Here is a 21,612-nt window from a genome sequence, read left to right as displayed (position 1 = left end):
ATCAGAGTGACACGATGACCAACAAGAACCCAGAACTTACGCATTTCGACGCCTCCGGGCAAGCCCACATGGTCGATGTCGGCGCCAAGGCGGAAACCCACCGCGTCGCCGTAGCGGCCGGCAGCATTCGTATGCAGCCGGAAACGCTGGCCATCATTCTAACGGGAAGCGCAAAAAGGGTGACGTGCTCGGCATCGCGCGCCTGGCCGGCATCATGGCCGCCAAGCGCACCAGCGACCTCATTCCCCTGTGCCATCCCCTGGCACTGACCCGCGTCACCGTCGACTTCGAATCCGACGAGCCCTCCTCCACCATCCTCTGCCGCGCCCAGGTCGAAACCTACGGCAAAACCGGCGTGGAAATGGAAGCACTGACCGCCGTCCAGGTCGGCCTGCTCACGATTTACGACATGTGCAAGGCCGTGGATCGCGGCATGATCATGGACAATATCCGCGTGGTTGAAAAGGCTGGCGGCAAGTCCGGCGACTGGAAGGCCGACTAAGCCCACAAATCCAGCTGCGGCGACTCCTCTTTCTTGCGCGGCGCGAGCGGGTCTTCCCAGGCGCGCATGCGCTTTGCGGGGTAGTGCGCGAGGAGGGCGCGGGCGTGTTCGGGGTTGCGGCAGCCCAGCCAGTGTTCGTAGTGCTCGGGCGGGACAATGACCAGCGAGCGCTTTTCGTCGCCCGGCTTGTGGAAGCGATTCATCAGGCGGTGTTCGTCGGCGTTGATGGTGAGCTGGGTGAAGGAGTAGGACGTGCTGCCGTCTTCCTCGACCCAGCGCCGCCACAGGCCGGCCACCGCAAACGGGCGCTCGTCGGCCATGCCGATGCCCCAGCGCACTGCCTTGCCTGATTCGTAGCTCGGCTCGTAGAAGTGATTCATGGGCACCAGGCAGAGCTGGCCTGCGCGCCACGCCCCAGCGAACGAGCGCAGCTCACCGACTGTTTCGCTGCGGGCATTCATCGTATCCCAGGGCTTTACGCCGGGCGGGATATGCCGCCGCGGCACCATGCCGTAGGACGCCACAATGCATTCCGCCTTCCCATCGCCATTCTGGCGGATGATGGGAGCGGCGTAGTCTTTCCACGTTTCCTCCGGCCAGTCGGCGGGCGCGAGCATGTCGAGCTGCATCATCTCGGCAACCAGGTCGCGGGAAGTGGGGCGGTAGTTCGTGCACATGGAGGCGCTATCGTACAACACCTCAGCAGCTCACATCAGATTGTTCTTGTGACAACTCATGCATGGCGTTAGCATTTATGCATGAAACCACTACTTACAAATCTGCGTTGGCTGGTCCCCTGTACGGTGGCATTGCTGCTGCAGGGCTGTGAGCAGAACAATGGCGAGTTCGTGAACGCGGACTGGCACCGCAAGGATCTGAACGCCCACCTGTCGCGCTGGGTCGCGGTCTCCCTACCCCGTCCGGGCTGATGCTGGCGAGCTTTGACCGGCGCTGGAAGGCGGTGCCGGGCGCCGGCAACGATCTGACCATGCACAGCCGCATGGTGTATGCGCTGATCGCCGGCTACGAAGCGACCAACGACAAGCGCTACGAGCAGGCGGCCCGCCGCGGCGCCGATTTCCTGCTGGAGCATTTCAGCGATCCGCAATATGGTGGCTTCTACCGCCGCGTGGACGTGGATGGCAAAGTGCTGGACGAATCCAAGAATACCTACAGCCACGCCTTCGTGGTGCTGGCACTGTCGCACATGGGCCGGGTGACGGGCGAAGAACGCTACAAGAAAGCAGCGCTGGAGGCGTGGAAGGATGTCCGTGACAATTTGCGCGACCAGGATGGCGGCTTCCGCATCTCGGCGTCCCGTGATTTTGCGCCCTCGAAGGGCGGACTGAATTCGCAGAACCACGTGATGCACATCTTCGAGGCCTTGCTCGCGCTGATCGATGCCACTCGCGATCCCAGTGCGCTGCAGGATGCGCGCGAAGTCGGCAATTTTGTGCTGTACAAGCTGATGGTGGGTTTGCCCAGCGGCTCCGCCTATATCCCGGAATGGTATGACGAACACTGGAAGCCACTGCAGTCGCGCGATCGGGGCGGCTTCATCGATATTGGCCACCAGTTCGAATGGGTGCACCTGCTGCGTACGGCCGAGAAGCGCGGCCTGCCGCCGATATATGCCGACGTCAGCGAACGGCTGCTGAAATACGCTGTCGCCTCCGGCTATGACGAGTCCGACGGCGGGATTTATTCGCGCATCTATCCCGATGGCGAGGTGGACCGCAACAAGTATTGGTGGCCGCAAGCCGAGGCCATGCGCGCTTTCCTGGCCGTTGGCGACCGTCCGGATATGGTGCGCCGCTACAGGCAAACGTTGGATCTGGTAGATTCGGAGATGCTTGATCGAGATAACGGCGGCTGGTTCACCGGCGCCAGGCGCACCTGCGCGGCTGGACGTTGCGGCAATGAGCAGCCGGAGCCTTATCACCTGGTCGGCATGGACCTGGCAGCACTGAAAGTTGCACAGTCGCCATGACAATTAGTTCCACATAGAACTATTTATTTCGCGACAATGTATAATAGTTAAGTGCTCAACAACCACAGGCGCAGAAGGCATGGCGAGCGATGCAAAGACGCAGGAAATCGAATTTGAACAAATGAACCTGCAGGTGGGCGGGCGTATCCAGCTCCTCACCCACCGCACGTTGCGCCCCATGCAGCACTTTTCTTCGGTCGTCGGCTGGGTGCGCGACGAGTTTATGATCGTCAAGATCCCGATGGAGAACGGCGCGCCGATCGCCATGCTCGAAGGCGACAAGCTGACTATCCGCGTGTTTTCGGGCGTAAACGTGTGCTCGTTTTCTGCGGTGGTGCTACGCGTGTTCCAGCGTCCCTTGCTGTACGCCCACGTTACCTTCCCGGCCAATATCCAGGGTACCTCCCTGCGGACGGCAATGCGCGTCAAGGTCGAAATTCCGGCGCAGCTGACGCGCGATGATGGCGCGCAGACTTCTGTCTTCCTTACGAACCTCAGCGTGTCCGGCGCGCTGATCGAATCCAGCGTCCCTCTCGCACGCGAGACCGAGACCGTCAGCCTGGACTTCACCCTGCTTTCCCGGCCGGATCAGCACCAGGTGCGCATCAACACGCAGGCGCTGGTACGCAATGTGAGCGTGGCCGCCGGGCCTAATGGGCAGGACGAGGTCTTTGCCTACGGCGTCCAGTTCACCAGCCTCGACCCGGTCCACTTCACCATGCTGCAGAACCTCACTTACGAGGCCCTTCTCGCCGACCGCCAGAAAATCGTCTGACCAAATAATAAAACCGGGCCGAAGCCCGGTTTTCGGTTTTGCGCTACGCTATTACGGGTTGTTCTTGACGATGGCTTGCTCCAGAGGGGTGCCAGCAGTCACGGTGGTGGTTGCCTTCCACTTCATGGTGCTGTCGCCAGCAGTCAGAGTCGGGGTAAAGGTGATGGTCTTGCCGTCAGCAGCAGTCGAGATGCCGGTCGCCAGGGTCAGTACGATTGCGCCATCGGCAACGGTGGCGCTGGCAACTTCTTTGGTAGGCTTGAAGTCAGTAGCAGCAGGGATGCCATTCGCGCCATTGTCGCAGTCGGTCAGAACGCCACCAGCTTCCTGAGCGCAAACGGATACCGCAGTCTTCAGAGAGTCAGCAGCCGAGACAGCGTTGGCGATCTTGGCCTTGGCGGTGTAGTCGGAGTAGGCAGGGATAGCAACGGCTGCCAGGATACCGATAATGGCAACCACGATCATCAGTTCGATCAGGGTGAAGCCGGCTTGAGCTTGTTGCTTCATCATTTTCATGGATTTCATTTTGCTGCTCCTTGGTAAGAGAACTTAAGTGTGGGGTTGGGACACTTGGGTAAGAGCAATCGGCGTGCCAGCCTATTTTTTGTGCAAAATGATGGGTTTTTAGGCGTTTACTGGCAAATTTCGTCAGCTGAGCTGTCGAAGTTTGTCAGCCAGCTGTCGAACTTTGTCACGCTAGTTCTTGCTACCTGACAATTTTTGTCATGCCGCACGGAAACACATGCGGGTGCCACCCAGGTCGAGCACGTCGCCTTCGGACAATTTTGGGGCGCACGGCCCAGTGGGTTGTCGTTCAGCAGAGGCTGCAGGTCGCCTTCGACGTGGGTGGCGGTGTAGCCGAGGGGGGTGCGCGATATGACGACGACCTGGACGCCGGGGCGGCCGAGGCTGGTTGCCGGCTTGCTCAGGGTCAGGGATTTGCCGGCATTGGGGCCGTTCATCAGTTCGATGCGGCCGGCAGGCGCCGGCGCGAACGACGCCTGCAGCGCGGCGGCAGCCGGAGCGGCGCCAGCGCCAGCGGGGGCGGACGAACCACCGGCGCCGGGCAGCGCGGAGCGAGCGGCAGTGCCCGCGGGCGAGACGGCTGCGGCGGCAGCGGCCGCCAGCGGCCGAATGCCGTCCTGGATGAATTCGAGGTGGTACTTGGCCATCTTGATCACGTCCTTATGCTGCAGGAAGTGCTTGCCGATGCGGTGGCCGTTAACAAAGGTACCGTTGGTGCTGTTCAGGTCTTCGAGGAAGGAGTCGTCCAGGATGGTGGTGATTACCCCATGCTCGCCGCTGACCGCCGGGTGGTTCAGGACGATGTCGTTATGGCGGTGGCGGCCAACCGACATGTGCTCCTTAGAGAGCTGCACGGTCTGCTCGACGACGCCTTCGCGGGTAATTATCAGCTTGGCCAATCAAATCCTCTCAGACAAATAAAAACGGGGAGCCGCAGCTCCCCGTCATCATACCGAAACGATTACAGCATTGCCTTCAGCAGGCGTGCCATCTCGGACGGGTTCTTGGTCACGGTGATGCCGCAGGCTTCCATGATTTCCAGCTTGGCTTGCGCGGTGTCGGCGCCGCCGGAGATCAGCGCGCCGGCGTGGCCCATGCGCTTGCCCGGAGGAGCGGTCACACCGGCGATGAAGCCTACCACCGGCTTCTTCATGTTGTCCTTGATCCAGCGCGCTGCGTTGGCTTCGTCAGGACCGCCGATTTCGCCGATCATGATCACGGCGTCGGTGTCCGGATCTTCGTTGAACATGCGCATCACGTCGATGTGCTTCAGGCCGTTGATCGGGTCGCCGCCGATACCAACTGCCGAAGACTGGCCCAGGCCCAGGGCGGTCAGCTGCGCCACCGCTTCATAGGTCAGGGTGCCGGAGCGGGAAACCACGCCGATGCGGCCCTTGCGGTGAATGTGACCCGGCATGATGCCGATCTTGATTTCTTCCGGGGTGATCAGGCCTGGGCAGTTCGGGCCCAGCAGCAGGGTCTTGGAACCGGCCTTGGCCATGCGGTCCTTGACTTCCATCATGTCGCGGACAGGGATGCCTTCGGTGATGCAGATTGCCAGGTCCAGTTCGGCTTCAACAGCTTCCCAGATCGCAGCGGCTGCGCCTGCCGGCGGAACGTAGATCACGGACACGGTCGCGCCGGTCTCGGACTTGGCTTCCTTCACGGAGGCGTAGATTGGGATGCCTTCGAAGTCTTCGCCGGCTTTCTTCGGGTTCACGCCGGCCACGAAGGCTTCACGGCCGTTCGCGTAGTCGCGGCACATGCGGGTGTGGAACTGGCCGGTCTTGCCGGTGATGCCCTGGGTGATGACTTTAGTGTCTTTGTTGATCAGGATAGACATTGTGATTCCTTCAATTATTTACCGGCAGCGGCTGCAACAACAGCCTTGGCTGCATCTTCCATGGTGTCAGCGGAGATGATAGGCAGGCCGGAGTCGGCCAGCATCTTCTTGCCCAGGTCTTCGTTGGTGCCCTTCATGCGCACGACCAGCGGCACGGACAGGGACACGGCCTTGGCGCCGGCGATCACGCCTTCGGCGATCACGTCGCAGCGCATGATGCCGCCAAAGATGTTGACCAGAATGGCTTTCAGGCCAGGGTTCTTCAGCATCAGCTTGAAGGCTTCGGTCACTTTCTCGGTGGTGGCGCCGCCGCCTACGTCCAGGAAGTTAGCCGGTTCGCCGCCGAACAGCTTGATGGTGTCCATGGTGGCCATGGCCAGGCCGGCGCCGTTCACCAGGCAGCCGATGTTGCCGTCCAGGGAGATGTAGGCCAGGTCGAATTTGGAAGCTTCCACTTCGGCTGGATCTTCTTCGTCCAGGTCGCGGTAGGCCACGATTTCCGGATGACGGAACGGGCGTTGGCGTCGAAGTTGAACTTGGCGTCCAGAGCGATCACTTTGCCGGAGCCGGTCAGGATCAGCGGGTTGATTTCGGCCAGGGATGCGTCGGTTTCCCAGTACGCTTTGTACAGGCCCTTCAGGTTGGCCACCGCGTCAGCGATGGAGCCTTCCGGTACGCCGATCTTGGCAGCGATGCCAGCGGCTTCAGCGTCGGTCAGGCCCACGGCTGGATCGATAGCGATCGAGTGGATCTTTTCCGGGTGGGATTCAGCGACTTCTTCGATGTCCATGCCGCCTTCGGAGGAGGCCATCAGCACAACTTTCTGGGTCACGCGGTCGGTCACCAGGGAAACGTACAGTTCCTTCTTGATGTCTGCGCCTTCTTCGATCAGCAGGCGGCGTACCTTCTGGCCTTCCGGACCGGTCTGGTGCGTGATCAGCTGCATGCCCATGATCTGGTTCGAGAACTCTTTCACCTGCTCCAGCGATTTCGCTACTTTCACGCCGCCGCCCTTGCCGCGGCCACCAGCATGAATCTGTGCCTTAACGACCCACACCGGACCGCCCAGGGTTTCAGCAGCTTTCACTGCCTCGTCCACGGACATGCACGGAATACCGCGCGGTACGGTCACTCCAAACTTTCGGAGGATTTCTTGCCTTGATACTCATGGATTTTCATGCTGGCTTTTCCCTTCTGATACTGATGTGTGTATGAATACGGTTAATGTTAATTTGGACAGCACCTAAGCCGCGTCTACCTTTTGGGCAAACCAGCGTGGGTAAAACTCGGCAACTGCCATGCCATCGGTCTTCAGGGCATGGCACTTGTCGAGTTGGAACGGCTTTTCATGATGCTCGGAGCGTTCACGCACCGGCCAGACGTCGTTCGCGAATGCCTGGATGGCGGCGGTGGGCAGGATCTGGGCCAGTTCGGTCAGATGCGTGCAGCCCAGGACGCCACCAAGGCGTTGCTTCACTTCGTTGCGGAAACCCTTCATCAGGCTAAGACCGATAAGGGATTTGTAGGCGGGGCCGATGGTATTGCAGTGGCCGGGATAGGGAACAGCGTCCGAGACAGCTTCGACATCGACGATCGTGAGCTGCTTATCGACAGTGATACGCAGCCAGAGATCGTGCACCGGTTCGCCGCTTTTGCGCGGTCCCGATGCGAGCATGGTATCAATGGATTTGATGTCAGTTATATGAGCGTCAAGATCCCATAGGCCATCTTCGCGCGCAAACGCTTGGACGTCTATGGCGCGCGTATGCCTCAGCACACGTCGGGAGACTGGATTTGACAGGGACATAAGACCGATGCCACTTTTGTGGCCAAATTAATAAGCAGCTAATGTACGCCGCAGCTTCTACGGACAACCACCGCACCCGCGGTGCTGCATAAAACTGCAAAAGTGTAGCACAACCGGGATGAGTAGCCCTAATGGCTTCAAAAGTCCTCGTCCGGCATAGTGCCCTTCATGGCGGCGCGGATGGCTTTCTGGGAGAAGCCGCGCGCGAGCAGGAAACGCATTTGTTTGTTGCGGCCTTCGGGGTCGGTGGCGACTTCGCCGAATTTGCGGCGCCACACTTCGCAGCAGCGCTCGATTTCATCTTCCTTCAGGCTGGCCTTCACATCGGACAGCAATTCGCCGTCGATGCCGTGGCTTTGCAACTCGGCCACAATGCGGCTGTTGCCATAGCGCGCCGCGCGGCGGTGCACCAGGTTTTCCGAGAAGCGCTCTTCGGACAGCCATTTGTTTTGCTCGAGGAAGTTGAGCAGGGATTCAGGTCGTCGCCTTCTTCGGCGTATTTTGAGAGCTTGCGCGTCAGTTCGAGGCGGCTGTGCTCGCGCTGGGACAGCAACCGCAGCGCACGGGCCTTGAGGGAGAGTTGAGGGCGGGGCATAGCAGAGACGGCGGATCAACGATCCGCCCTACGCGATGTTGGATGTTCGCATTTTGGATTTGACGCAATGCCGGATATTTGTCGGCGTTTGCATCACCGTTTGCAAATCGCAATGCGTAGGGCGGATCGTTTTGATCCGCCGTGTGTGATTACTCGACGGCCTTCAACTTCGGGGCCGGCGCTTCTTCGCCGTTGTCGTTCACCGCCGGCAATTCGCGCACGCCGAGGGCGGCACGAACCTTGTTCTCGATCTCACGCGACAGCGCTGGGCGCTCCTTCAGGAACAGGCGGGCGTTGTCCTTGCCCTGGCCGATGCGTTCGCCGCCGTAGCTGTACCAGGAGCCGGACTTCTCAACGATCTTGGCTTCCACGCCCAGGTCGATGATTTCACCTTCGCGGGAAGTGCCTTCGCCATACAGGATGTCGAAGTGGGCTTCCTTGAATGGAGGCGCGATCTTGTTCTTGACGACTTTCACCTTGGTCTCGTTGCCGATCACCTCGTCGCCGGACTTGATGGAGCCGGTGCGGCGGATGTCCAGGCGCACGGAGGCGTAGAACTTCAGTGCATTACCGCCGGTGGTGGTTTCCGGGCTGCCGAACATCACGCCGATCTTCATGCGGATCTGGTTAATGAAGATCACCAGGGTGTTGGTGCGGTTGATGGTGCCGGTCAGCTTGCGCAGTGCCTGGGACATCAGGCGGGCCTGCAGGCCTGGCAGCGAATCGCCCATATCGCCTTCGATTTCGGCTTTCGGGGTCAGCGCCGCGACCGAGTCCACCACGATCAGGTCGACGGAACCGGAGCGCACCAGCGCATCGCAGATTTCCAGGGCCTGTTCGCCGGTGTCCGGCTGGGAGATCAGCAGCTCGTGCAGGTTCACGCCCAGCTTCTGCGCGTAGGTCACATCCAGAGCGTGTTCCGCGTCGATGAAGGCGCAGGTTCCGCCCAGCTTCTGCATTTCGGCGATGGCCTGCAGGGTCAGGGTGGTCTTGCCGGGACGATTCCGGACCGTAGATTTCAACCACGCGGCCGCGCGGCAGGCCGCCTACGCCCAGAGCGATGTCCAGGCCCAGGGAGCCGGTGGAGACGGTCTGCACTTCCTCGATCGGAGCCGACGCGTCCATGCGCATCACGGAGCCTTTGCCGAACTGCTTTTCAATCTGAGCCAGCGCGGCGGCCAGCGCCTTGGCTTTTTCCGATGCGGGTATTACAGCTTTTTATCGTCCATGATGTTCTTTCGCGCAGGTGAATTGGTCGCTACAGGCAGCACTGTGTAAAAAAAACAGTGCTTTTGACAAGCACTGTTTTCATAACTTGCATTTGCCTTGCATTTAACTTTGATAGATATCAAAAAATGGCTACATTACCGATATGCGTATTTTACTTGCCGAAGATGACAGCGTCCTTGCCGACGGCCTGACGCGTTCCCTGCGCCAGTCCGGTTATGCGATTGATTGCGTAAAAAACGGGCAGGAGGCCGACACTGCCCTGTCCACCCAGGAATTCGACCTGCTGATACTGGACCTGGGCCTGCCCGAGATGTCCGGCCTCGAAGTGCTGCGCCGCCTGCGCACGCGCGGCTCCCTGCTGCCGGTGCTGATCCTGACCGCTGCCGACTCGGTCGAACAGCGCGTCAACGGCCTGGACCTGGGGGCGGACGATTACATGGCCAAGCCCTTTGCCCTGTCCGAACTGGAAGCGCGGGTGCGCGCCCTGACCCGGCGCGGCCAGGGCGGCGGCTCCACCGTGATCAAGCATGGCCCGCTGACCTACGACCAGGTGGGCCGCAGCGCCTATATCAACGACCAGATGCTGGACCTCTCGGCGCGCGAACTGGGGCTGCTGGAAATCCTGCTGGCGCGCACCGGGCGCCTGGTGTCCAAGGAGCAGCTGGTGGACCACTTGTGCGAATGGGGCGAGGAAGTGAGCAACAACGCCATCGAAGTGTATGTGCACCGGCTGCGCAAGAAGATCGAGGTGGGCGGCGTACGCATCGCCACTGTGCGCGGCCTGGGCTACTGCCTGGAGAAGTTTTCCAGCGCCAGCAGCGCTGAAAGCAAGTGAGCGAAGAACAGGCTACATGGCAGGAGGCGCCCGCCGCCGAAGCCCAGGAAATCCAGCACTCCCTGTTCGGCGAGATCCTGGACTGGATGCTCGCCCCCCTGCTGCTGCTGTGGCCCATGAGTATTGCGATCACCTACCTGGTCGCCAAGTCCATCGCCAACCAGCCCTTCGACCACGCGCTGGAAGACAATGTCACCGTGCTGGCGCAGCAGGTGCGCGAGGTGGATGGCAAGCTGGCCGAGCGCCTGGGCGGCCCCGCGCGCGACATCCTGCGCGCCGACGATGTGGACAGCGTCTACTACCAGATCATCGGCCCCCAGGGCAATTACGTGGACGGCGACCGCGACCTGCCGCAGCCGCAAACCCCGCCCGATCCGGGACAGCTTCCGCGCCGGCGCCGTCGACTTCCGCAACGAGAACCTGCACGGGGCGCCGATCCGCATCGCCTATTCCTATGTGAACCTGGAGCAGGACAAGTCCAAAGACCCGCGCCTGGCCCTGGTGCAGGTGGCGGAAACGCTGGAAAAGCGCGCCAGCTGGCCAATGAAATCATCAAGGGCGTGATCCTGCCCCAGTTCATCATCCTGCCCATCGTGCTGGCCCTGGTGTGGTTTGCCCTGTCGCGCGGGCTGCTGCCGCTGGCCGAGCTGCAGGAGCGCATCCGCGCCCGTCCCGAGGATGACCTGAGTCCCATCCCGCCCAACCAGGTGCCGGAAGAAATCACGCCGCTGGTTCGCTCGCTGAACGAGATGCTGGAGCGCCTCAAGCTTTCCATCGACATGCAGAAGCGCTTCATCGCGGACGCGGCCCACCAGATGAAAACCCCGCTGGCCGGCATGCGCATGCAGTCCGAACTGGCGCTGCGCCAGACCGACCAGGGCGAAATCGACCGCTCGCTGGAACAGCTGGCGAAAAGTTCCGAAGCGGCCACGCGCCTCGTGAACCAGCTGCTGGCCCTGGCCCGCGCCGAGAACCAGCCGCAGGCCGGCGCCGCCTTCGTCCCCATCGAACTGGGCGAACTGGCGCGCAGCACGGTGCAGGACTGGGTGCAGGCCTCCTTCAATTACAAGATCGACCTGGGCTTCGAGCCGCCGGTCGAGGAAGTGCCGATTGACGGCAAGCCGCTGATGCTGCGCGAGATGCTGTCCAACCTGATCGACAATGCCTTGCGCTACACGCCGCGCGGCGGCGCCGTGACCGTGCGCGTGCGGCGCGCCGGCGACCACGGCATCCTCGAAGTGGAAGACAATGGCCCCGGCATCCCGCCCGCCGAGCGCGTCCACGTGTTCGAACGCTTCTACCGCATCCTGGGCAGCAATGCCGAGGGCAGCGGTCTCGGTCTCGCCATCGTGCGCGAGATCGCCCAGCAGCACGGCGCGGAGCTGGACCTGTTCGCCAATCCGCGCTGCCACGATCCCAAATACCCCGGCTGCCTGTTCCGCCTGACCTTCCCCTGCGCGCGCCGGAACCACCAGAAAACGAAGAGGTACCGCACTTTGGATAAACGTGAACGCTACTGGCGCCGCACGCGCCGCGTGACGGGCATCCTGCTCTCGCTGTGGGGCCTGCTCACCTTCAGCATCGTGTTTTTCGCGCGCGACCTGGATGGCCTGTTCATCTTCGGCTGGCCGCTGAATTTCTACCTGGCGGCGCAGGGCGCCTCGCTGGCCTACCTGGCCATCATCGCCGCCTATGGCCTGTACATGCGCCGCGCCGACCGTGACTATGCAGCGGAGGCCGAGTCTTGAAACCCAGCTTCTTCCGCCGCCTGTCGCGCTACTACCTGATCTTCACGTCCTGCTTCGCCTCCTTCCTGATCGCGGTGGCCGTGCTGGAAAAGGAAGGCATGCCGCGCCTGTGGATCGGCTACCTGTTCATGTTCGCCACCATCGCCCTGTATGCGGCCATCGGCGTCATCTCGCGCACCTCGAATGTGCTCGAATATTATGTGGCCGGCAGGCGCGTTCCGGCCATGTTCAATGGCATGGCGACCGCCGCCGACTGGATCTCGGCGGCCAGCTTCATCTCCCTGGCCGGCGGCCTTTACCTGCACGGCTTCGATGGCCTGGCCTATATCATGGGCTGGACCGGCGGCTACTGCCTGGTCGCGCTGCTGATCGCGCCCTACCTGCGCAAGTTCGGCCAGTTCACCATCCCCGATTTCCTGTCCGCCCGCTATGGCGGCGACCGTTACGGGCGCGTCGTGCGGCTGCTGGCGGTGGCGGCGACCATCATCGTGTCCTTCACCTATGTGGTGGCGCAGATCTACGCCGTCGGCCTGATCACGGCGCGCTTCACGGGCGTGGACTTCTCGGTCGGCATCTTCCTCGGCCTGGCCAGCATCCTGGTCTGCTCCTTCCTCGGCGGCATGCGCGCCATCACCTGGACCCAGGTGGCGCAGTACATCATCATCCTGACCGCTTTCCTGATCCCGGCCATGTGGCTGTCGGTCAAGCACAGCGGCAATCCGCTGCCGCAGATCGCCTACGGCAAGCTGCTGCCCCAGCTGACGGCGCGCGAAAACGTGCTGGCGCATGACGATGCGGAACTCGAGGTGCGCGCCATCTTCGTCCAGCGCGCGGAGGATTATGGGGTGCGCCTGAATGGCCTGCCGGCGTCCTGGGAATCCGGCCGCCAGGAAGCGCAGCATTACCTGGACATGGTCAAACGGCGCAGCGGCTCGCTGCTGGAAATCCGCGCCGCCGAGCGCGCGCTGGCTGCCTATCCGAAGAGCGTGGAAGAAGCGGCGTCGCTATGGGCCGCAGAGCGCGACTACAACCTGGCGCGCGCCCGCGCAATGGTGCCGCACGCCGAACCCTTCCCCGGCAAGACGGCCGCCGAGTCCAACAGCAAGCGCCTCAACTTCCTGGCCCTGGTGTTCTGCCTGATGGTCGGCACGGCCGCACTGCCCACATCCTGATGCGCTCCTACACCACGCCTTCGGTGCATGAGACGCGCGTCTCCGTGTTCTGGACCCTGTTCTTCATCCTGCTGGTCTACCTGTCGATTCCCGCGCTGGCGGTGCTGGTCAAATACGATATCTACAGCGCCCTCGTGGGCAGCGACTTCTCGCGCCTGCCGACCTGGGTGTCCTACTGGGCCAATGTGGACAAGGCCAATCCCCTGCTCAGCATCAGCGACATCAACCACGACGGCGTGGTGCAGCTGGCCGAAATCGTCATCGACTCCGACGTGCTGGTGCTGGCCACGCCGGAAATCGCCGGCCTGCCTTATGTGATTTCGGGCCTGGTGGCGGCAGGTGGCCTGGCGGCGGCGCTGTCCACGGCGGAACGGACTGCTGCTGGCGATCTCCAACGCCCTGTCGCACGACGTCTACTACAAGCTGGTCGACCCCACCGCCTCCACCCAGAAGCGCGTAACGATCTCCAAGCTGCTGCTGCTGGCCGTCGCCTTCATCGCCGCCTACGCCGCCTCCACCAAGCCGGGCGACATCATCTCCCTGGTCGGCGCCGCCTTCTCGCTGGCCGCGTCCACGCTATTCCCGGCCCTGGTGCTGGGCGTGTTCTGGGAGCGCGCCAACCGCCAGGGCGCCGTGGCCGGCATGATCACGGGCTTTTTCATCTGCCTTTACTACATGCTGCACGCGAACCCCACTCTCGGCGGCAGCCAGGCCGGCCTGTGGTTCGGCATCGCGCCCATATCGGCCGGCGTGTTCGGCGTGCCCGCCGGCTTGCTGGCGAACGCCGTCGTCAGCCTGCTGACGCCTGCACCGGACGAGCAAAGCCTGGCCCTGCTGCGCCACATCCGCACGCCGGGCTTGCCGCCCGCGAAAATGTGACAATCCGCGGATTTCCGCACGCATGCCCGCGTGATAATGTTCGAGAATGAAAAAATCCCTTCTTCTGTTCACCGCCCTGTTCGCAGCCGCATCGCCCGTTTTCGCCCAGCTCCAGCCCATTGAAGACTTCTTCAGGAACCCCGAATTCAGCGAGCCGATTCTCTCCCGAGCGGCAAATTCCTGGCAGCGAAGATCGCCAGCAAGGACAATGGCCGCGACATGCTGGCCGTGGTGGACCTTACCGTCAACAAAGCCCAGGCCGTGGCCGGCTTCACCGCCGCCGATGTGGGCCATGTGCAGTGGGTGAACGATAACCGCCTGCTGTTCGACCTGCGCGACAAGTCCGCCGGCCAGGCCGATGTGCGCTATGCGCCCGGCCTGTTCGCCGTCAACAAGGACGGCACGCAGTTCCGCCAGCTGGCCGAGCGCACCGGCGCCTTCATCCGCGACGGCATGGCGCCTGAAGATGCTGCCGTGGCACACCTATATGGTGCCGCAGCGCGGCACCCAGGATTCGGAATGGACGTATGTGACGGACCGCTCGATCGCCGGCCCCGGCGACGTGCGCGAAGTGAAGATGCTGAAGCTGAACACGCTGAACGGGCGCACGCAGTCCGTCAGCCAGCCGGGCGACACGATGGGCTGGCTGCTCGATAACAAGGGTGAGCCGCGGCTGGCCTACACATTCGAGAAGAATATGCAGAACATCTTCCTGCGCGAGGCGGACAATGAAAAGTGGCGCAAGCTGGTCAGCTTCGACATGTACCGCGGCGGCGCCGAAGCCTTCACGCCGCTGGCCTTCGGTCCGGAAGGCACGCTGTACGTGATCAGCAACAAGGGCCAAGGACCGCGCGGCCGTGCACACCTTCGACTTCGCCAGCGGCAAGGTCAGCGACCAGGCCCTGATCCAGCTCGATGGCTATGACTTCCGCGGCAACCTGATCATGCGCGGCGACAAGCTGCTGGGCGTGCGCTATGTGCGCGACGGCGCCGGCACCTTGTGGTTCGATCCCGCCATGAAGCAGATGCAGGAGGACGTGGACAAGCTGCTGCCCCACACCGTGAACCTGATCGATCTGCCTACGCGCCAGGAAACCAGCAACGTCCTGGTGCAGGCCTATTCGGATATCCAGCCGCGCGTCTACTTCCTGTACAACACGGAGAAGAAGACGCTGAACCGCGTCGGCGCCAGCTACCCGAACATCAAGCCTACGCAAATGGGCATGCAGGAGGAAGTGCGCTACAAGGCACGCGACGGCCTGGAGATTCCGGCGATGCTGACCATCCCCGTGCAGGGCGCGCGCAAGAACCTGCCGATGGTGGTGCTGGTCCACGGCGGCCCCTATGTGCGCGGCAGCCAGTGGGGCTGGGATCCGGAAGTGCAGTTCCTCGCTTCGCGCGGCTACGTGGTGCTGCAGCCGGAATTCTGCGGCAGCACCGGCTTTGGCGATCACCACTTCCGCGCCGGCTGGAAGCAGTGGGGCCTGAAGATGAGGACGATGCCGCCGATGGCGTCAAATGGGCCATCGAGAAGGGTTACGCGGATCCGAAACGCGTCTGCATCGCAGGCGCCAGCTACGGCGGCTATCAACGCTGATGGGCCTTGTCAACGATCCGGACCTGTACAAATGCGGCGTCGACTGGGTGGGCGTCACCGACATCAAGCTGCTCTACACCGGCCACTGGCTGTATTCCGACGACCTGCCGGAACGCTGGAAGAAGTACGGCATGCCGGACCTGATCGGCGACCTGGAAAGGACGCGGCGCAGCTGAAAGCCACCTCGCCGCTGGAACAGGCCGCGCGCATCAACAGCCGCCGTTGCTGGCCTACGGCGGCGCGGACATGCGCGTGCCCCTGGTGCACGGCACGAAATTCCGCGACGCCGTCAAGGTCACCAACAAGGACGTGGAATGGGTCGAGTATTCGGAGGAAGGCCACGGCTGGGGTGCTGGCGAAAAACCGCATCTGATTTCTGGACCCGCGTCGAGAAATTCCTGGACAGGAATATCGGCAAGGGCGCCCCACAGTAAATGGTTGGCCTTGCTCCAGCGCAAGGCCAGACACCGCTCCTTCACGTAAGGTAAGCGCATGAAAACACTGACCCTGTTGTGCGCAGTCCTATCGCCCGGCCGCTCCCGCCAGAGCTGCGGACCTCGCACCGATTCCCCGCTTCCGCCTTCTTCGAAAACGGACAATTCAGCGAAGCGCGCCTTTCGCCCAGCGGCAAATACCTGGCGGCGCGCGTGGCCAGCAAGGGCGAGCGCCGGCGCCTGGCCGTGATGGAGCTGGACACGCTGGCCATCAAGGTCATCGCCCAGTTCCAGGATGCCGACATCGACTACTTCGAGTGGGTCAACGACCAGCGCCTGGTCTTCAACACCTACGATGCAAAAGAAACCTGGGCCGACGACCAGTACGCGCCGGGCCTCTTCGCCATCAACCGCGATGGCAGCAATTTCCTGCAGCTGGCCGACACGCGCGACCCCGTCGACGGCTTCCACCGTACGAACAAGCAGCACCTGACCGGAACCACTTCCTGCTGCGCCAGCCCGGCAAGCAGGATTCGGACCAAGTCTATGTAGTTCCGCCGTGTGGGATGCCGGCTTCCGCAACCTGCAGCACCTGGCGCTGAAGAAGGTGGACACGGTCACCGGTCGTGTGAGCGCCATCAAGGGTCCGGCTTCCGTCCTGTCCTGGTGGTGGACCAGAACGGCGAACCGCGCCTGACCCTGAGCGTGCGGACAAGGATCGCGCCATCCTCCATTACCTCGACAAGTCCAGCGACGAATGGCGCGCCTTGCACAGCTTCGGCCTGTTCAACGAAAAAGGCGCCATCGCTCCCGAAGGATTCGCGCCGGACGGCACGCTGTACGTGCGGTGCCGCGCCGGCATGACAAGGAAGCCCTCTATCAGTACGACATCGCGAAACGCGCAGCTGGCCAAAGCGCCGCTGGTCGCACTGGGAAGGCTTCCGACTTCCGCGGCGGCCTGGTGGTGAGCCGCGGAAGCTGGCCGGCATCAGCTACCTGTCCGATGCGCGCGGCACGGGCATGGTTCGACGGCCAGTTGAAAGCGGCGCAGGAAGCCGTGGACAAGCTGCTGCCAGGCCGCATCAACGAGCTGACGCCGGCGCGCTACCCGCAGACGGCCTGGGTGCTGGTGCATTCGTATGCCGATGTCGATCCGGGCCGCTGGCCGATCACAACATGGACACGCAAAAGCTGGTGCAGGTGGGCAGTGCATGGCCCGCCATCGACCGTTGCGCATGGCCAGCAAAACGTTTGTCCGCTACAAGGCGCGCGACGGGCTGGAAATTCGGCCGGATCACGCATCCGAAGGACAGCAAGCGCAAGAACCTGCCGCTGGTCGTCCTGCTGCACGGCGGCCCCTGGGTACGCGGCGGCGAATGGAAGTGGAATGCGGACGCCCAGTTCCTCGCCTCGCACGGCTATGCGGTGATGGAGCCGGAATTCGTGGCAGCACCGGCTATGGCGTGCGCCACTTCCGCGCCGGCTGGAAAGCACTGGGCCTGGCGATGCAGGACGATGTCACCGACTGCACACGCTGGGCCATCGCCCAGGGCATCGCCGATCCGAAGCGCATCTGCATCGCGGGCGCCAGCTATGGCGGCTACGCTACCTTGATGGACTCGTGCGCGAGCCCGCGCTGTACCGCTGCGGCGTGGAATGGGTGGGCGTGACCGATATCGGCCTGATGGCCGAATGGTCACTGGAGTTATAACGACGACCTGGGCGACCGCTGGCGCCAGGACGGGATCCCGGAGCTGGTCGGCGACACAACGCGCGATGCGGCGCAGTTGCGCGACCTCGCCCATCCATCTGGCCGACCGCATTCGCCAGCCGCTGCTGATGGCCTATGGCACCGAGGACCAGCGCGTGCCCCTGTATCACGGCAAGCTGTTCCTCGACGCGGTACGCAGGCATAACAGCCAGGTCGAGTGGATCACCTACGACCGCGAGGGCCACGGCTGGGCGCTGCAGGAAAACCGCGTCGACTTCTGGACCCGCGTCGAGCGCTTCCTCGACCGCAATATCGGCAGCGGTGCAAAAACAGAGTAAGCTGACGGCTCGTCAACCAACTTCTTTTCTGGAGGCTGCGTATGTCGTCGGGCAAAATTCTGGTCGCACAGGGGGCGGTCCTGACCGCCGTGATCAACCAGTCGCTGGTCGGCGTGGCGCTTGAGCGCGGCGCTTCCGCGAGGTGACGCGGGTCTACGGCGCGCTGCACGGCGTGCGCGGCATCGTCAATGAAGACTTCCTCGACCTGACGCAGGAAACCAGCCATAACCTGGAAACTGGTTCGCGGCCACGCCCTCCTCCGCGCTCGGCTCCACGCGCGACAAGCCGGACCTGAAGTATTGCGAAGAGATCTTCAAGGTGCTGAGGCGCACGAGACTCGGCCACTTCTTCTACATCGGAGGCAACGATTCATCGGACACGGTGCGCATCGTGGCCGAACAGGCACGCGCGGCCCGGCTATCCGCTGCGCGCCGTCCATATCCCCAAGACCATCGACAATGACCTGGTGGGCAATGACCACACGCCGGGCTTCCCGTCCGCCGCGCGCTTTGTGGCGCAGGCCTTTGCCGGGGCCGAACCTGGATAATGCTTCGCTGCCGGGTGTTTATGTGGGCGTGGTCGATGGGCCGCCACGCGGGCTTCCTGACCGCCGCCGCGGCCCTGGGCCGCAAGTTTCCGGACGATGGCCCGCACCTGATCTACCTGCCGGAGCGCGTGTTCTCGCTGGAGCAGTTCCTGGCCGACGTGAAGGAGGTGCACTCGCGATTGGGACGCTGCGTGATCGCTGTTTCCGAAGGCATCCATGATGCGTCCGGCGAGGCGATCGCTTCGCTGCTGGCGAAGGAAGTGGAACGCGATGCGCATGGCAATGTGCAGTTGTCCGGCACGGGCGCGCTGGCTGACCTGCTGTGCGACGAGATCAAGGCCAAGCTGGGGATCAAGCGCGTGCGCGGCGATACCTTCGGCTACCTGCAGCGCTCCTTCCTCGGCTGCGTGTCCGACGTGGACCAGCGCGAGGCGCGCGAAGTGGGCGAGAAGGCGGTGCAATACGCCATGTGGACGGACCGCGACGGCTCGGTCGCCATCCGCCGCACCGGCGACTATTCGGTTGACTACGTCCTGCAGCCGCTGGAAACCGTGGCCGGCAAGACCCGCACGATGGAGGAGGCCTTCATCAACGCCGCCGGCACCGGCGTCACCCCCGCCTTCCTCGACTATCTGCGCCCCCTCCTCGGTTCCGGCCTACCGGATTCGCACCGCTTGCGCGCCCCAGCCGTGCCCAGGATCCTCAAGCGCTGAAGCGCCGCAGGCTTCCTAAAACCCAGGACAAAAAACTAGTGGCTGCCACATCGTGGCAGCCACTTGGTTCACGCCTTGGGTGCTGAATTACTTGACGATGGTCTGATTCTCGCCTTCGGCGCGGGCGCGGATCACGCCGATGCGGGAAACGGTTTCCGCCGGCAGCGGTCAGCTGGGCGACCGCTGCGTCCGCGTTGGCGGCGGAGACGATCACGGTCATGCCGATGCCGCAGTTGAACACGCGGTGCATTTCAGCGTCGGCCACGCCGCCGTGCTGCTGCAGCCACTGGAACAGCGGGGGCATGGTCCACGACTTCGAATCGAGTTCCGCGGTCAGGTTATCGGCCAGCACACGCGGGATGTTTTCGACCAGGCCGCCGCCGGTGATGTGCACCAGGCCCTTCACTTCCATCGACTCCATCAGCGCCAGCAGCGGCTTCACGTAGATGCGGGGTCGGTTCCATGATCACGTCCGCCAGCTTGCGGCCATGGAAGTCGGCGTTCAGGTCCGGCTTCGCCACTTCGATGATCTTGCGCACCAGGGAATAGCCATTGGAGTGCGCGCCGGACGATGCCAGGCCCAGCACCACGTCGCCGGGAACGATCTTGGTGCCGTCGATCAGCTTCGACTTTTCCACGGCGCCGACAGCGAAACCTGCCAGGTCGTATTCGCCAGCCGGGTACATCGACGGCATTTCAGCGGTCTCGCCGCCGATCAGTGCGCAGCCAGCCTGTTCGCAGCCTTTGGCGATGCCCTTGATCACGTCGGTCGCAGTCGGCACGTCCAGCTTGCCGCAGGCGAAGTAGTCGAGGAAGACAGCGGCTCGGCGCCCTGTACCAGGATGTCGTTCACGCTCATGGCCACCAGGTCGATGCCCACGGTGTCGTGACGATTCAGTTCGAAAGCCAGTTTCAGCTTGGTACCCACACCATCGGTGCCGGACACCAGCACAGGCTCCTTGTACTCTTGCTGATCTCGAACAGCGCGCCGAAGCCGCCGATGCCGCCCATGACGCCTTCGCGCATCGTGCGCTTGGCGAACGGCTTGATCGCTTCAACTAAGGCATCGCCGGCATCGATATCAACGCCTGCGTCACGGTAGGAAAGGGAAACATTCGAAGGTTGGCTCATGGTGTATTTCGCAGCGGAGGCGGTAAAATAGAAGGCGGTGACCCGATTCTGCGCCGAAATGGGGGCAAAATCCGGCAAGTCCGCTATTTTATCAAATTAGCCTCCCAATCAGCCGTTTTTCGACCACAAGCCAGCTTATCCATGCCATTTCCCCTCTCGGTAGAACAAAAACAAACCTTGTTTTGGGTGGCAGTCTGGCTGGCATTCCTGTTCCTTCTGGTGACTCTCGGCCCGGGTGCTGACGCCCTTCCTGGCGGCCGCCATCCTGGCCTATGTGCTGAATCCCGGCGTCGACCGCCTGAGCCGCTTCAAGTTTGCACGCTTCCCCCTGCCCCGCTCGCTGGCCGTGACCTTCGTCATCGTGCTGTTTTTCGCTGCCATGTTCGCCATCGTGCTGATCGTGGTGCCCGTGCTGCAGAAGGAAATCCCCTTGCCGCAGGCCGCCATCCCCACTGCCCTGGCCCGCCTGAACGACACTTTCGGCCCCCGCCTGCAGCAGATGGGCGTGGACTTCACTTTCGACTCGGCCGGCATCAAGCGCTTCGTCACCGAGCAGATGGCCAGCAGCGGCGACCAGATCTGGACTGCGATCCTGAACTCGGCCGCATCGGCGGCACCGCCGTGCTGGGACGGCTGGCGACGGCCTGTGCTGATCCCCGTCGTCCTGTTCGACACGTTGCTGGATTGGCATGAACTGGTGGCGCGCGCTGGCCGCCGCCGTGCCGCGCCGCTGGATCGGCTCCACCGTGGCAATGGCGCGCGAGGCGGACAGCCTGCCGGCCCAGTACCTGCGCGGCCAGTTGCTGGTGATGCCGGCGCTGGCCTGCTACTACTCGGCCGCCCTGGCCCTGGCCGGCTTCGACGTGGCCTTGCCTGTGGGCATCCTCACCGGCCTGCTGGTTTTCATTCCCTACCTGGGCTTCGGCCTGGGCCTGCTGCTGGCGCCTGATGTCCGCGCTGCTGCAGTTCAGCGACTGGAGCGGCCTGATCGCCGTGGCCATCATCTACGGCGTAGGCCAGGTGATCGAAGGATTCTTCCTCACGCCGCGCCTGGTGGGCGAGCGCATCGGCCTCAATCCGCTGGCCGTGATCTTCGCCCTGCTGGCCTTTGGACAGCTGTTCGGCTTTGTCGGCGTGCTGCTTGCGCTGCCCGCGTCGGCCCTGCTGATGGTGGCCTTCCGCCACCTGCGGCGACACTACCTAAGCAGCAGCTTTTATAATGCATAGTGTGAAGATCGAA

At 62.9% G+C, this 21,612-nt stretch carries 22 protein-coding genes and 10 pseudogenes; 20 read left to right on the top strand and 12 right to left on the bottom strand.

Translation table 11 applies throughout. The features are described 5' to 3' along the window. The first annotated feature begins 14 nt into the window (after nt 1–14). Nucleotides 15–502 (top strand): annotated as a pseudogene (gene moaC, locus ACHMW6_RS01980) (cyclic pyranopterin monophosphate synthase MoaC). Here moaC and ACHMW6_RS01975 read toward each other — a convergent pair. Continuing rightward, complete coding sequence (locus tag ACHMW6_RS01975; protein ID WP_395405098.1) at nt 499–1,179, bottom strand: SOS response-associated peptidase; 681 nt, start codon at nt 1,177–1,179, stop codon at nt 499–501. The pseudogene moaC and the gene ACHMW6_RS01975 sit on opposite strands and share 4 nt — an antisense overlap. A gap of 81 nt (nt 1,180–1,260) precedes the next feature. Here ACHMW6_RS01975 and ACHMW6_RS01970 point away from each other — a divergent pair, with 81 nt between their 5' ends. The 3 genes from ACHMW6_RS01970 to ACHMW6_RS01960 all read left to right on the top strand — a co-directional run bounded on the left by ACHMW6_RS01970 (nt 1,261) and on the right by ACHMW6_RS01960 (nt 3,267). After that, a complete protein-coding gene (locus ACHMW6_RS01970) occupies nt 1,261–1,431 on the top strand; it encodes a hypothetical protein (protein WP_395405096.1) in 171 nt (56 codons plus the stop codon). Next, nucleotides 1,431–2,492 (top strand): AGE family epimerase/isomerase, encoded by a 1,062-nt coding sequence (locus ACHMW6_RS01965; RefSeq protein ID WP_395405094.1) that lies wholly within the window; start codon nt 1,431–1,433, stop codon nt 2,490–2,492. Before ACHMW6_RS01970 ends, ACHMW6_RS01965 begins: the two co-directional genes overlap by 1 nt. A gap of 79 nt (nt 2,493–2,571) precedes the next feature. Continuing rightward, nucleotides 2,572–3,267, top strand: coding sequence for a flagellar brake protein (locus tag ACHMW6_RS01960; protein ID WP_395405092.1), 696 nt, complete (start codon nt 2,572–2,574; stop codon nt 3,265–3,267). A gap of 51 nt (nt 3,268–3,318) precedes the next feature. Here ACHMW6_RS01960 and ACHMW6_RS01955 read toward each other — a convergent pair whose 3' ends face one another. From ACHMW6_RS01955 to recA, 7 genes and pseudogenes are all read right to left on the bottom strand, one after another. Then, nucleotides 3,319–3,792, bottom strand: a complete 474-nt coding sequence (locus ACHMW6_RS01955) for a pilin (protein WP_395405090.1) — start codon at nt 3,790–3,792, stop codon at nt 3,319–3,321. 107 nt (nt 3,793–3,899) lie between these two features. Next, entirely contained in the window at nt 3,900–4,691 is a 792-nt protein-coding gene (locus tag ACHMW6_RS01950) for an FHA domain-containing protein (protein WP_395405088.1), read from the bottom strand. Between the two features lie 62 nt (nt 4,692–4,753). Further along, nucleotides 4,754–5,635 carry a succinate--CoA ligase subunit alpha gene (sucD, locus tag ACHMW6_RS01945; RefSeq protein WP_395405086.1) on the bottom strand — a complete coding sequence of 294 codons (882 nt, stop codon included), beginning with the start codon at nt 5,633–5,635 and terminating at the stop codon, nt 4,754–4,756. Between the two features lie 14 nt (nt 5,636–5,649). After that, a pseudogene (sucC, locus tag ACHMW6_RS01940) lies at nt 5,650–6,814 on the bottom strand (ADP-forming succinate--CoA ligase subunit beta). A gap of 64 nt (nt 6,815–6,878) precedes the next feature. Then, on the bottom strand, nt 6,879–7,442 hold the full coding sequence (locus ACHMW6_RS01935) for a DUF2889 domain-containing protein (protein ID WP_395405084.1): 564 nt from the start codon (nt 7,440–7,442) through the stop codon (nt 6,879–6,881). A gap of 137 nt (nt 7,443–7,579) precedes the next feature. Beyond that, nucleotides 7,580–8,037: pseudogene (gene recX, locus ACHMW6_RS01930) on the bottom strand (recombination regulator RecX). A gap of 149 nt (nt 8,038–8,186) precedes the next feature. Then, nucleotides 8,187–9,246: pseudogene (gene recA / locus ACHMW6_RS01925) on the bottom strand (recombinase RecA). A gap of 163 nt (nt 9,247–9,409) precedes the next feature. On the opposite strand from recA, the gene ACHMW6_RS01920 reads away from it, so the two are divergent. The 15 genes and pseudogenes from ACHMW6_RS01920 (at nt 9,410) to ACHMW6_RS01850 (ending at nt 19,241) form a co-directional block, all read left to right on the top strand. Continuing rightward, nucleotides 9,410–10,102 carry a response regulator gene (locus ACHMW6_RS01920; protein WP_395405082.1) on the top strand — a complete coding sequence of 231 codons (693 nt, stop codon included), beginning with the start codon at nt 9,410–9,412 and terminating at the stop codon, nt 10,100–10,102. An 86-nt stretch (nt 10,103–10,188) separates the two neighbouring features. Continuing rightward, a pseudogene (locus ACHMW6_RS01915) lies at nt 10,189–10,419 on the top strand (sensor histidine kinase N-terminal domain-containing protein); the annotation flags it as partial. Then, nucleotides 10,328–10,666, top strand: a complete 339-nt coding sequence (locus ACHMW6_RS01910) for a sensor histidine kinase N-terminal domain-containing protein (protein ID WP_395408506.1) — start codon at nt 10,328–10,330, stop codon at nt 10,664–10,666. The pseudogene ACHMW6_RS01915 and the gene ACHMW6_RS01910, both read left to right, overlap by 92 nt. Next, nucleotides 10,663–11,850 carry a sodium/substrate symporter small subunit gene (locus ACHMW6_RS01905; protein ID WP_395408505.1) on the top strand — a complete coding sequence of 396 codons (1,188 nt, stop codon included), beginning with the start codon at nt 10,663–10,665 and terminating at the stop codon, nt 11,848–11,850. Before ACHMW6_RS01910 ends, ACHMW6_RS01905 begins: the two co-directional genes overlap by 4 nt. Beyond that, nucleotides 11,847–13,901 (top strand): annotated as a pseudogene (locus ACHMW6_RS01900) (sodium:solute symporter family protein). Before ACHMW6_RS01905 ends, ACHMW6_RS01900 begins: the two are co-directional and overlap by 4 nt. Nucleotides 13,902–14,367: 466 nt before the next feature. Beyond that, on the top strand, nt 14,368–14,826 hold the full coding sequence (locus ACHMW6_RS01895) for a hypothetical protein (protein ID WP_395405080.1): 459 nt from the start codon (nt 14,368–14,370) through the stop codon (nt 14,824–14,826). A 75-nt stretch (nt 14,827–14,901) separates the two neighbouring features. After that, the gene (locus ACHMW6_RS01890; protein WP_395405078.1) at nt 14,902–15,498 is read left to right on the top strand and encodes an alpha/beta hydrolase family protein; all 597 of its coding nucleotides are present in this window, start codon (nt 14,902–14,904) and stop codon (nt 15,496–15,498) included. After that, on the top strand, nt 15,498–15,674 hold the full coding sequence (locus ACHMW6_RS01885) for a hypothetical protein (RefSeq protein ID WP_395405076.1): 177 nt from the start codon (nt 15,498–15,500) through the stop codon (nt 15,672–15,674). Before ACHMW6_RS01890 ends, ACHMW6_RS01885 begins: the two co-directional genes overlap by 1 nt. A 70-nt stretch (nt 15,675–15,744) precedes the next feature. After that, nucleotides 15,745–15,981: a hypothetical protein gene (locus ACHMW6_RS01880; protein WP_395408504.1), complete on the top strand. Its 237-nt coding sequence runs from the start codon at nt 15,745–15,747 to the stop codon at nt 15,979–15,981. 29 nt (nt 15,982–16,010) lie between these two features. Beyond that, nucleotides 16,011–16,484, top strand: a complete 474-nt coding sequence (locus ACHMW6_RS01875) for a hypothetical protein (RefSeq protein WP_395405074.1) — start codon at nt 16,011–16,013, stop codon at nt 16,482–16,484. A 7-nt stretch (nt 16,485–16,491) separates the two neighbouring features. Continuing rightward, a complete protein-coding gene (locus ACHMW6_RS01870) occupies nt 16,492–16,629 on the top strand; it encodes a hypothetical protein (RefSeq protein WP_395405072.1) in 138 nt (45 codons plus the stop codon). A 70-nt stretch (nt 16,630–16,699) separates the two neighbouring features. Continuing rightward, nucleotides 16,700–16,900: a hypothetical protein gene (locus ACHMW6_RS01865; protein ID WP_395405070.1), complete on the top strand. Its 201-nt coding sequence runs from the start codon at nt 16,700–16,702 to the stop codon at nt 16,898–16,900. A 171-nt stretch (nt 16,901–17,071) separates the two neighbouring features. Continuing rightward, nucleotides 17,072–17,488: pseudogene (locus ACHMW6_RS01860) on the top strand (hypothetical protein); the annotation flags it as partial. 220 nt (nt 17,489–17,708) lie between these two features. Then, a complete protein-coding gene (locus tag ACHMW6_RS01855; protein ID WP_395405068.1) occupies nt 17,709–17,981 on the top strand; it encodes an alpha/beta hydrolase family protein in 273 nt (90 codons plus the stop codon). A gap of 41 nt (nt 17,982–18,022) precedes the next feature. Further along, a pseudogene (locus ACHMW6_RS01850) lies at nt 18,023–19,241 on the top strand (6-phosphofructokinase). Here ACHMW6_RS01850 and ACHMW6_RS01845 read toward each other — a convergent pair. The 4 genes and pseudogenes from ACHMW6_RS01845 to ACHMW6_RS01830 all read right to left on the bottom strand — a co-directional run bounded on the left by ACHMW6_RS01845 (nt 19,231) and on the right by ACHMW6_RS01830 (nt 20,450). Continuing rightward, nucleotides 19,231–19,683 carry an AIR synthase-related protein gene (locus tag ACHMW6_RS01845; RefSeq protein ID WP_395405066.1) on the bottom strand — a complete coding sequence of 151 codons (453 nt, stop codon included), beginning with the start codon at nt 19,681–19,683 and terminating at the stop codon, nt 19,231–19,233. The pseudogene ACHMW6_RS01850 and the gene ACHMW6_RS01845 overlap by 11 nt on opposite strands. Beyond that, entirely contained in the window at nt 19,580–19,927 is a 348-nt protein-coding gene (locus ACHMW6_RS01840; protein ID WP_395408503.1) for an AIR synthase-related protein, read from the bottom strand. Before ACHMW6_RS01840 ends, ACHMW6_RS01845 begins: the two co-directional genes overlap by 104 nt. A 9-nt stretch (nt 19,928–19,936) precedes the next feature. Next, nucleotides 19,937–20,169 (bottom strand): annotated as a pseudogene (locus tag ACHMW6_RS01835) (AIR synthase related protein); the annotation flags it as partial. Further along, nucleotides 20,154–20,450 carry a hypothetical protein gene (locus tag ACHMW6_RS01830; protein ID WP_395405064.1) on the bottom strand — a complete coding sequence of 99 codons (297 nt, stop codon included), beginning with the start codon at nt 20,448–20,450 and terminating at the stop codon, nt 20,154–20,156. The gene ACHMW6_RS01830 and the pseudogene ACHMW6_RS01835, both read right to left, overlap by 16 nt. A gap of 63 nt (nt 20,451–20,513) precedes the next feature. Here ACHMW6_RS01830 and ACHMW6_RS01825 point away from each other — a divergent pair. Further along, a pseudogene (locus ACHMW6_RS01825) lies at nt 20,514–21,599 on the top strand (AI-2E family transporter). The last annotated feature ends 13 nt before the right edge of the window (nt 21,600–21,612 follow it).

Source organism: Pseudoduganella sp. UC29_106 (assembly GCF_044055365.1).
In the GTDB taxonomy this organism is placed as follows: domain Bacteria; phylum Pseudomonadota; class Gammaproteobacteria; order Burkholderiales; family Burkholderiaceae_D; genus Rugamonas.
This window is presented reverse-complemented; position numbering and strand designations above follow the sequence as displayed.

Bases quoted from the DNA above. Each gene is read 5' to 3' on its own strand.
- sucD (WP_395405086.1), bottom strand. From the start codon at position 5,635: ATGTCTATCCTGATCAACAAAGACACTAAAGTCATCACCCAGGGCATC.
- ACHMW6_RS01960 (WP_395405092.1), top strand. From the start codon at position 2,572: ATGGCGAGCGATGCAAAGACGCAGGAAATCGAATTTGAACAAATGAAC.
- ACHMW6_RS01965 (WP_395405094.1), top strand. From the start codon at position 1,431: ATGCTGGCGAGCTTTGACCGGCGCTGGAAGGCGGTGCCGGGCGCCGGC.
- ACHMW6_RS01895 (WP_395405080.1), top strand. From the start codon at position 14,368: ATGCTGCCGTGGCACACCTATATGGTGCCGCAGCGCGGCACCCAGGAT.
- ACHMW6_RS01855 (WP_395405068.1), top strand. From the start codon at position 17,709: ATGCGGCGCAGTTGCGCGACCTCGCCCATCCATCTGGCCGACCGCATT.
- ACHMW6_RS01920 (WP_395405082.1), top strand. From the start codon at position 9,410: ATGCGTATTTTACTTGCCGAAGATGACAGCGTCCTTGCCGACGGCCTG.
- ACHMW6_RS01970 (WP_395405096.1), top strand. From the start codon at position 1,261: ATGAAACCACTACTTACAAATCTGCGTTGGCTGGTCCCCTGTACGGTG.
- ACHMW6_RS01880 (WP_395408504.1), top strand. From the start codon at position 15,745: ATGCGCGTGCCCCTGGTGCACGGCACGAAATTCCGCGACGCCGTCAAG.
- ACHMW6_RS01910 (WP_395408506.1), top strand. From the start codon at position 10,328: ATGGCAAGCTGGCCGAGCGCCTGGGCGGCCCCGCGCGCGACATCCTGC.
- ACHMW6_RS01975 (WP_395405098.1), bottom strand. From the start codon at position 1,179: ATGTGCACGAACTACCGCCCCACTTCCCGCGACCTGGTTGCCGAGATG.
- ACHMW6_RS01955 (WP_395405090.1), bottom strand. From the start codon at position 3,792: ATGAAATCCATGAAAATGATGAAGCAACAAGCTCAAGCCGGCTTCACC.
- ACHMW6_RS01840 (WP_395408503.1), bottom strand. From the start codon at position 19,927: ATGTACCCGGCTGGCGAATACGACCTGGCAGGTTTCGCTGTCGGCGCC.
- ACHMW6_RS01935 (WP_395405084.1), bottom strand. From the start codon at position 7,442: ATGTCCCTGTCAAATCCAGTCTCCCGACGTGTGCTGAGGCATACGCGC.
- ACHMW6_RS01885 (WP_395405076.1), top strand. From the start codon at position 15,498: ATGGGCCTTGTCAACGATCCGGACCTGTACAAATGCGGCGTCGACTGG.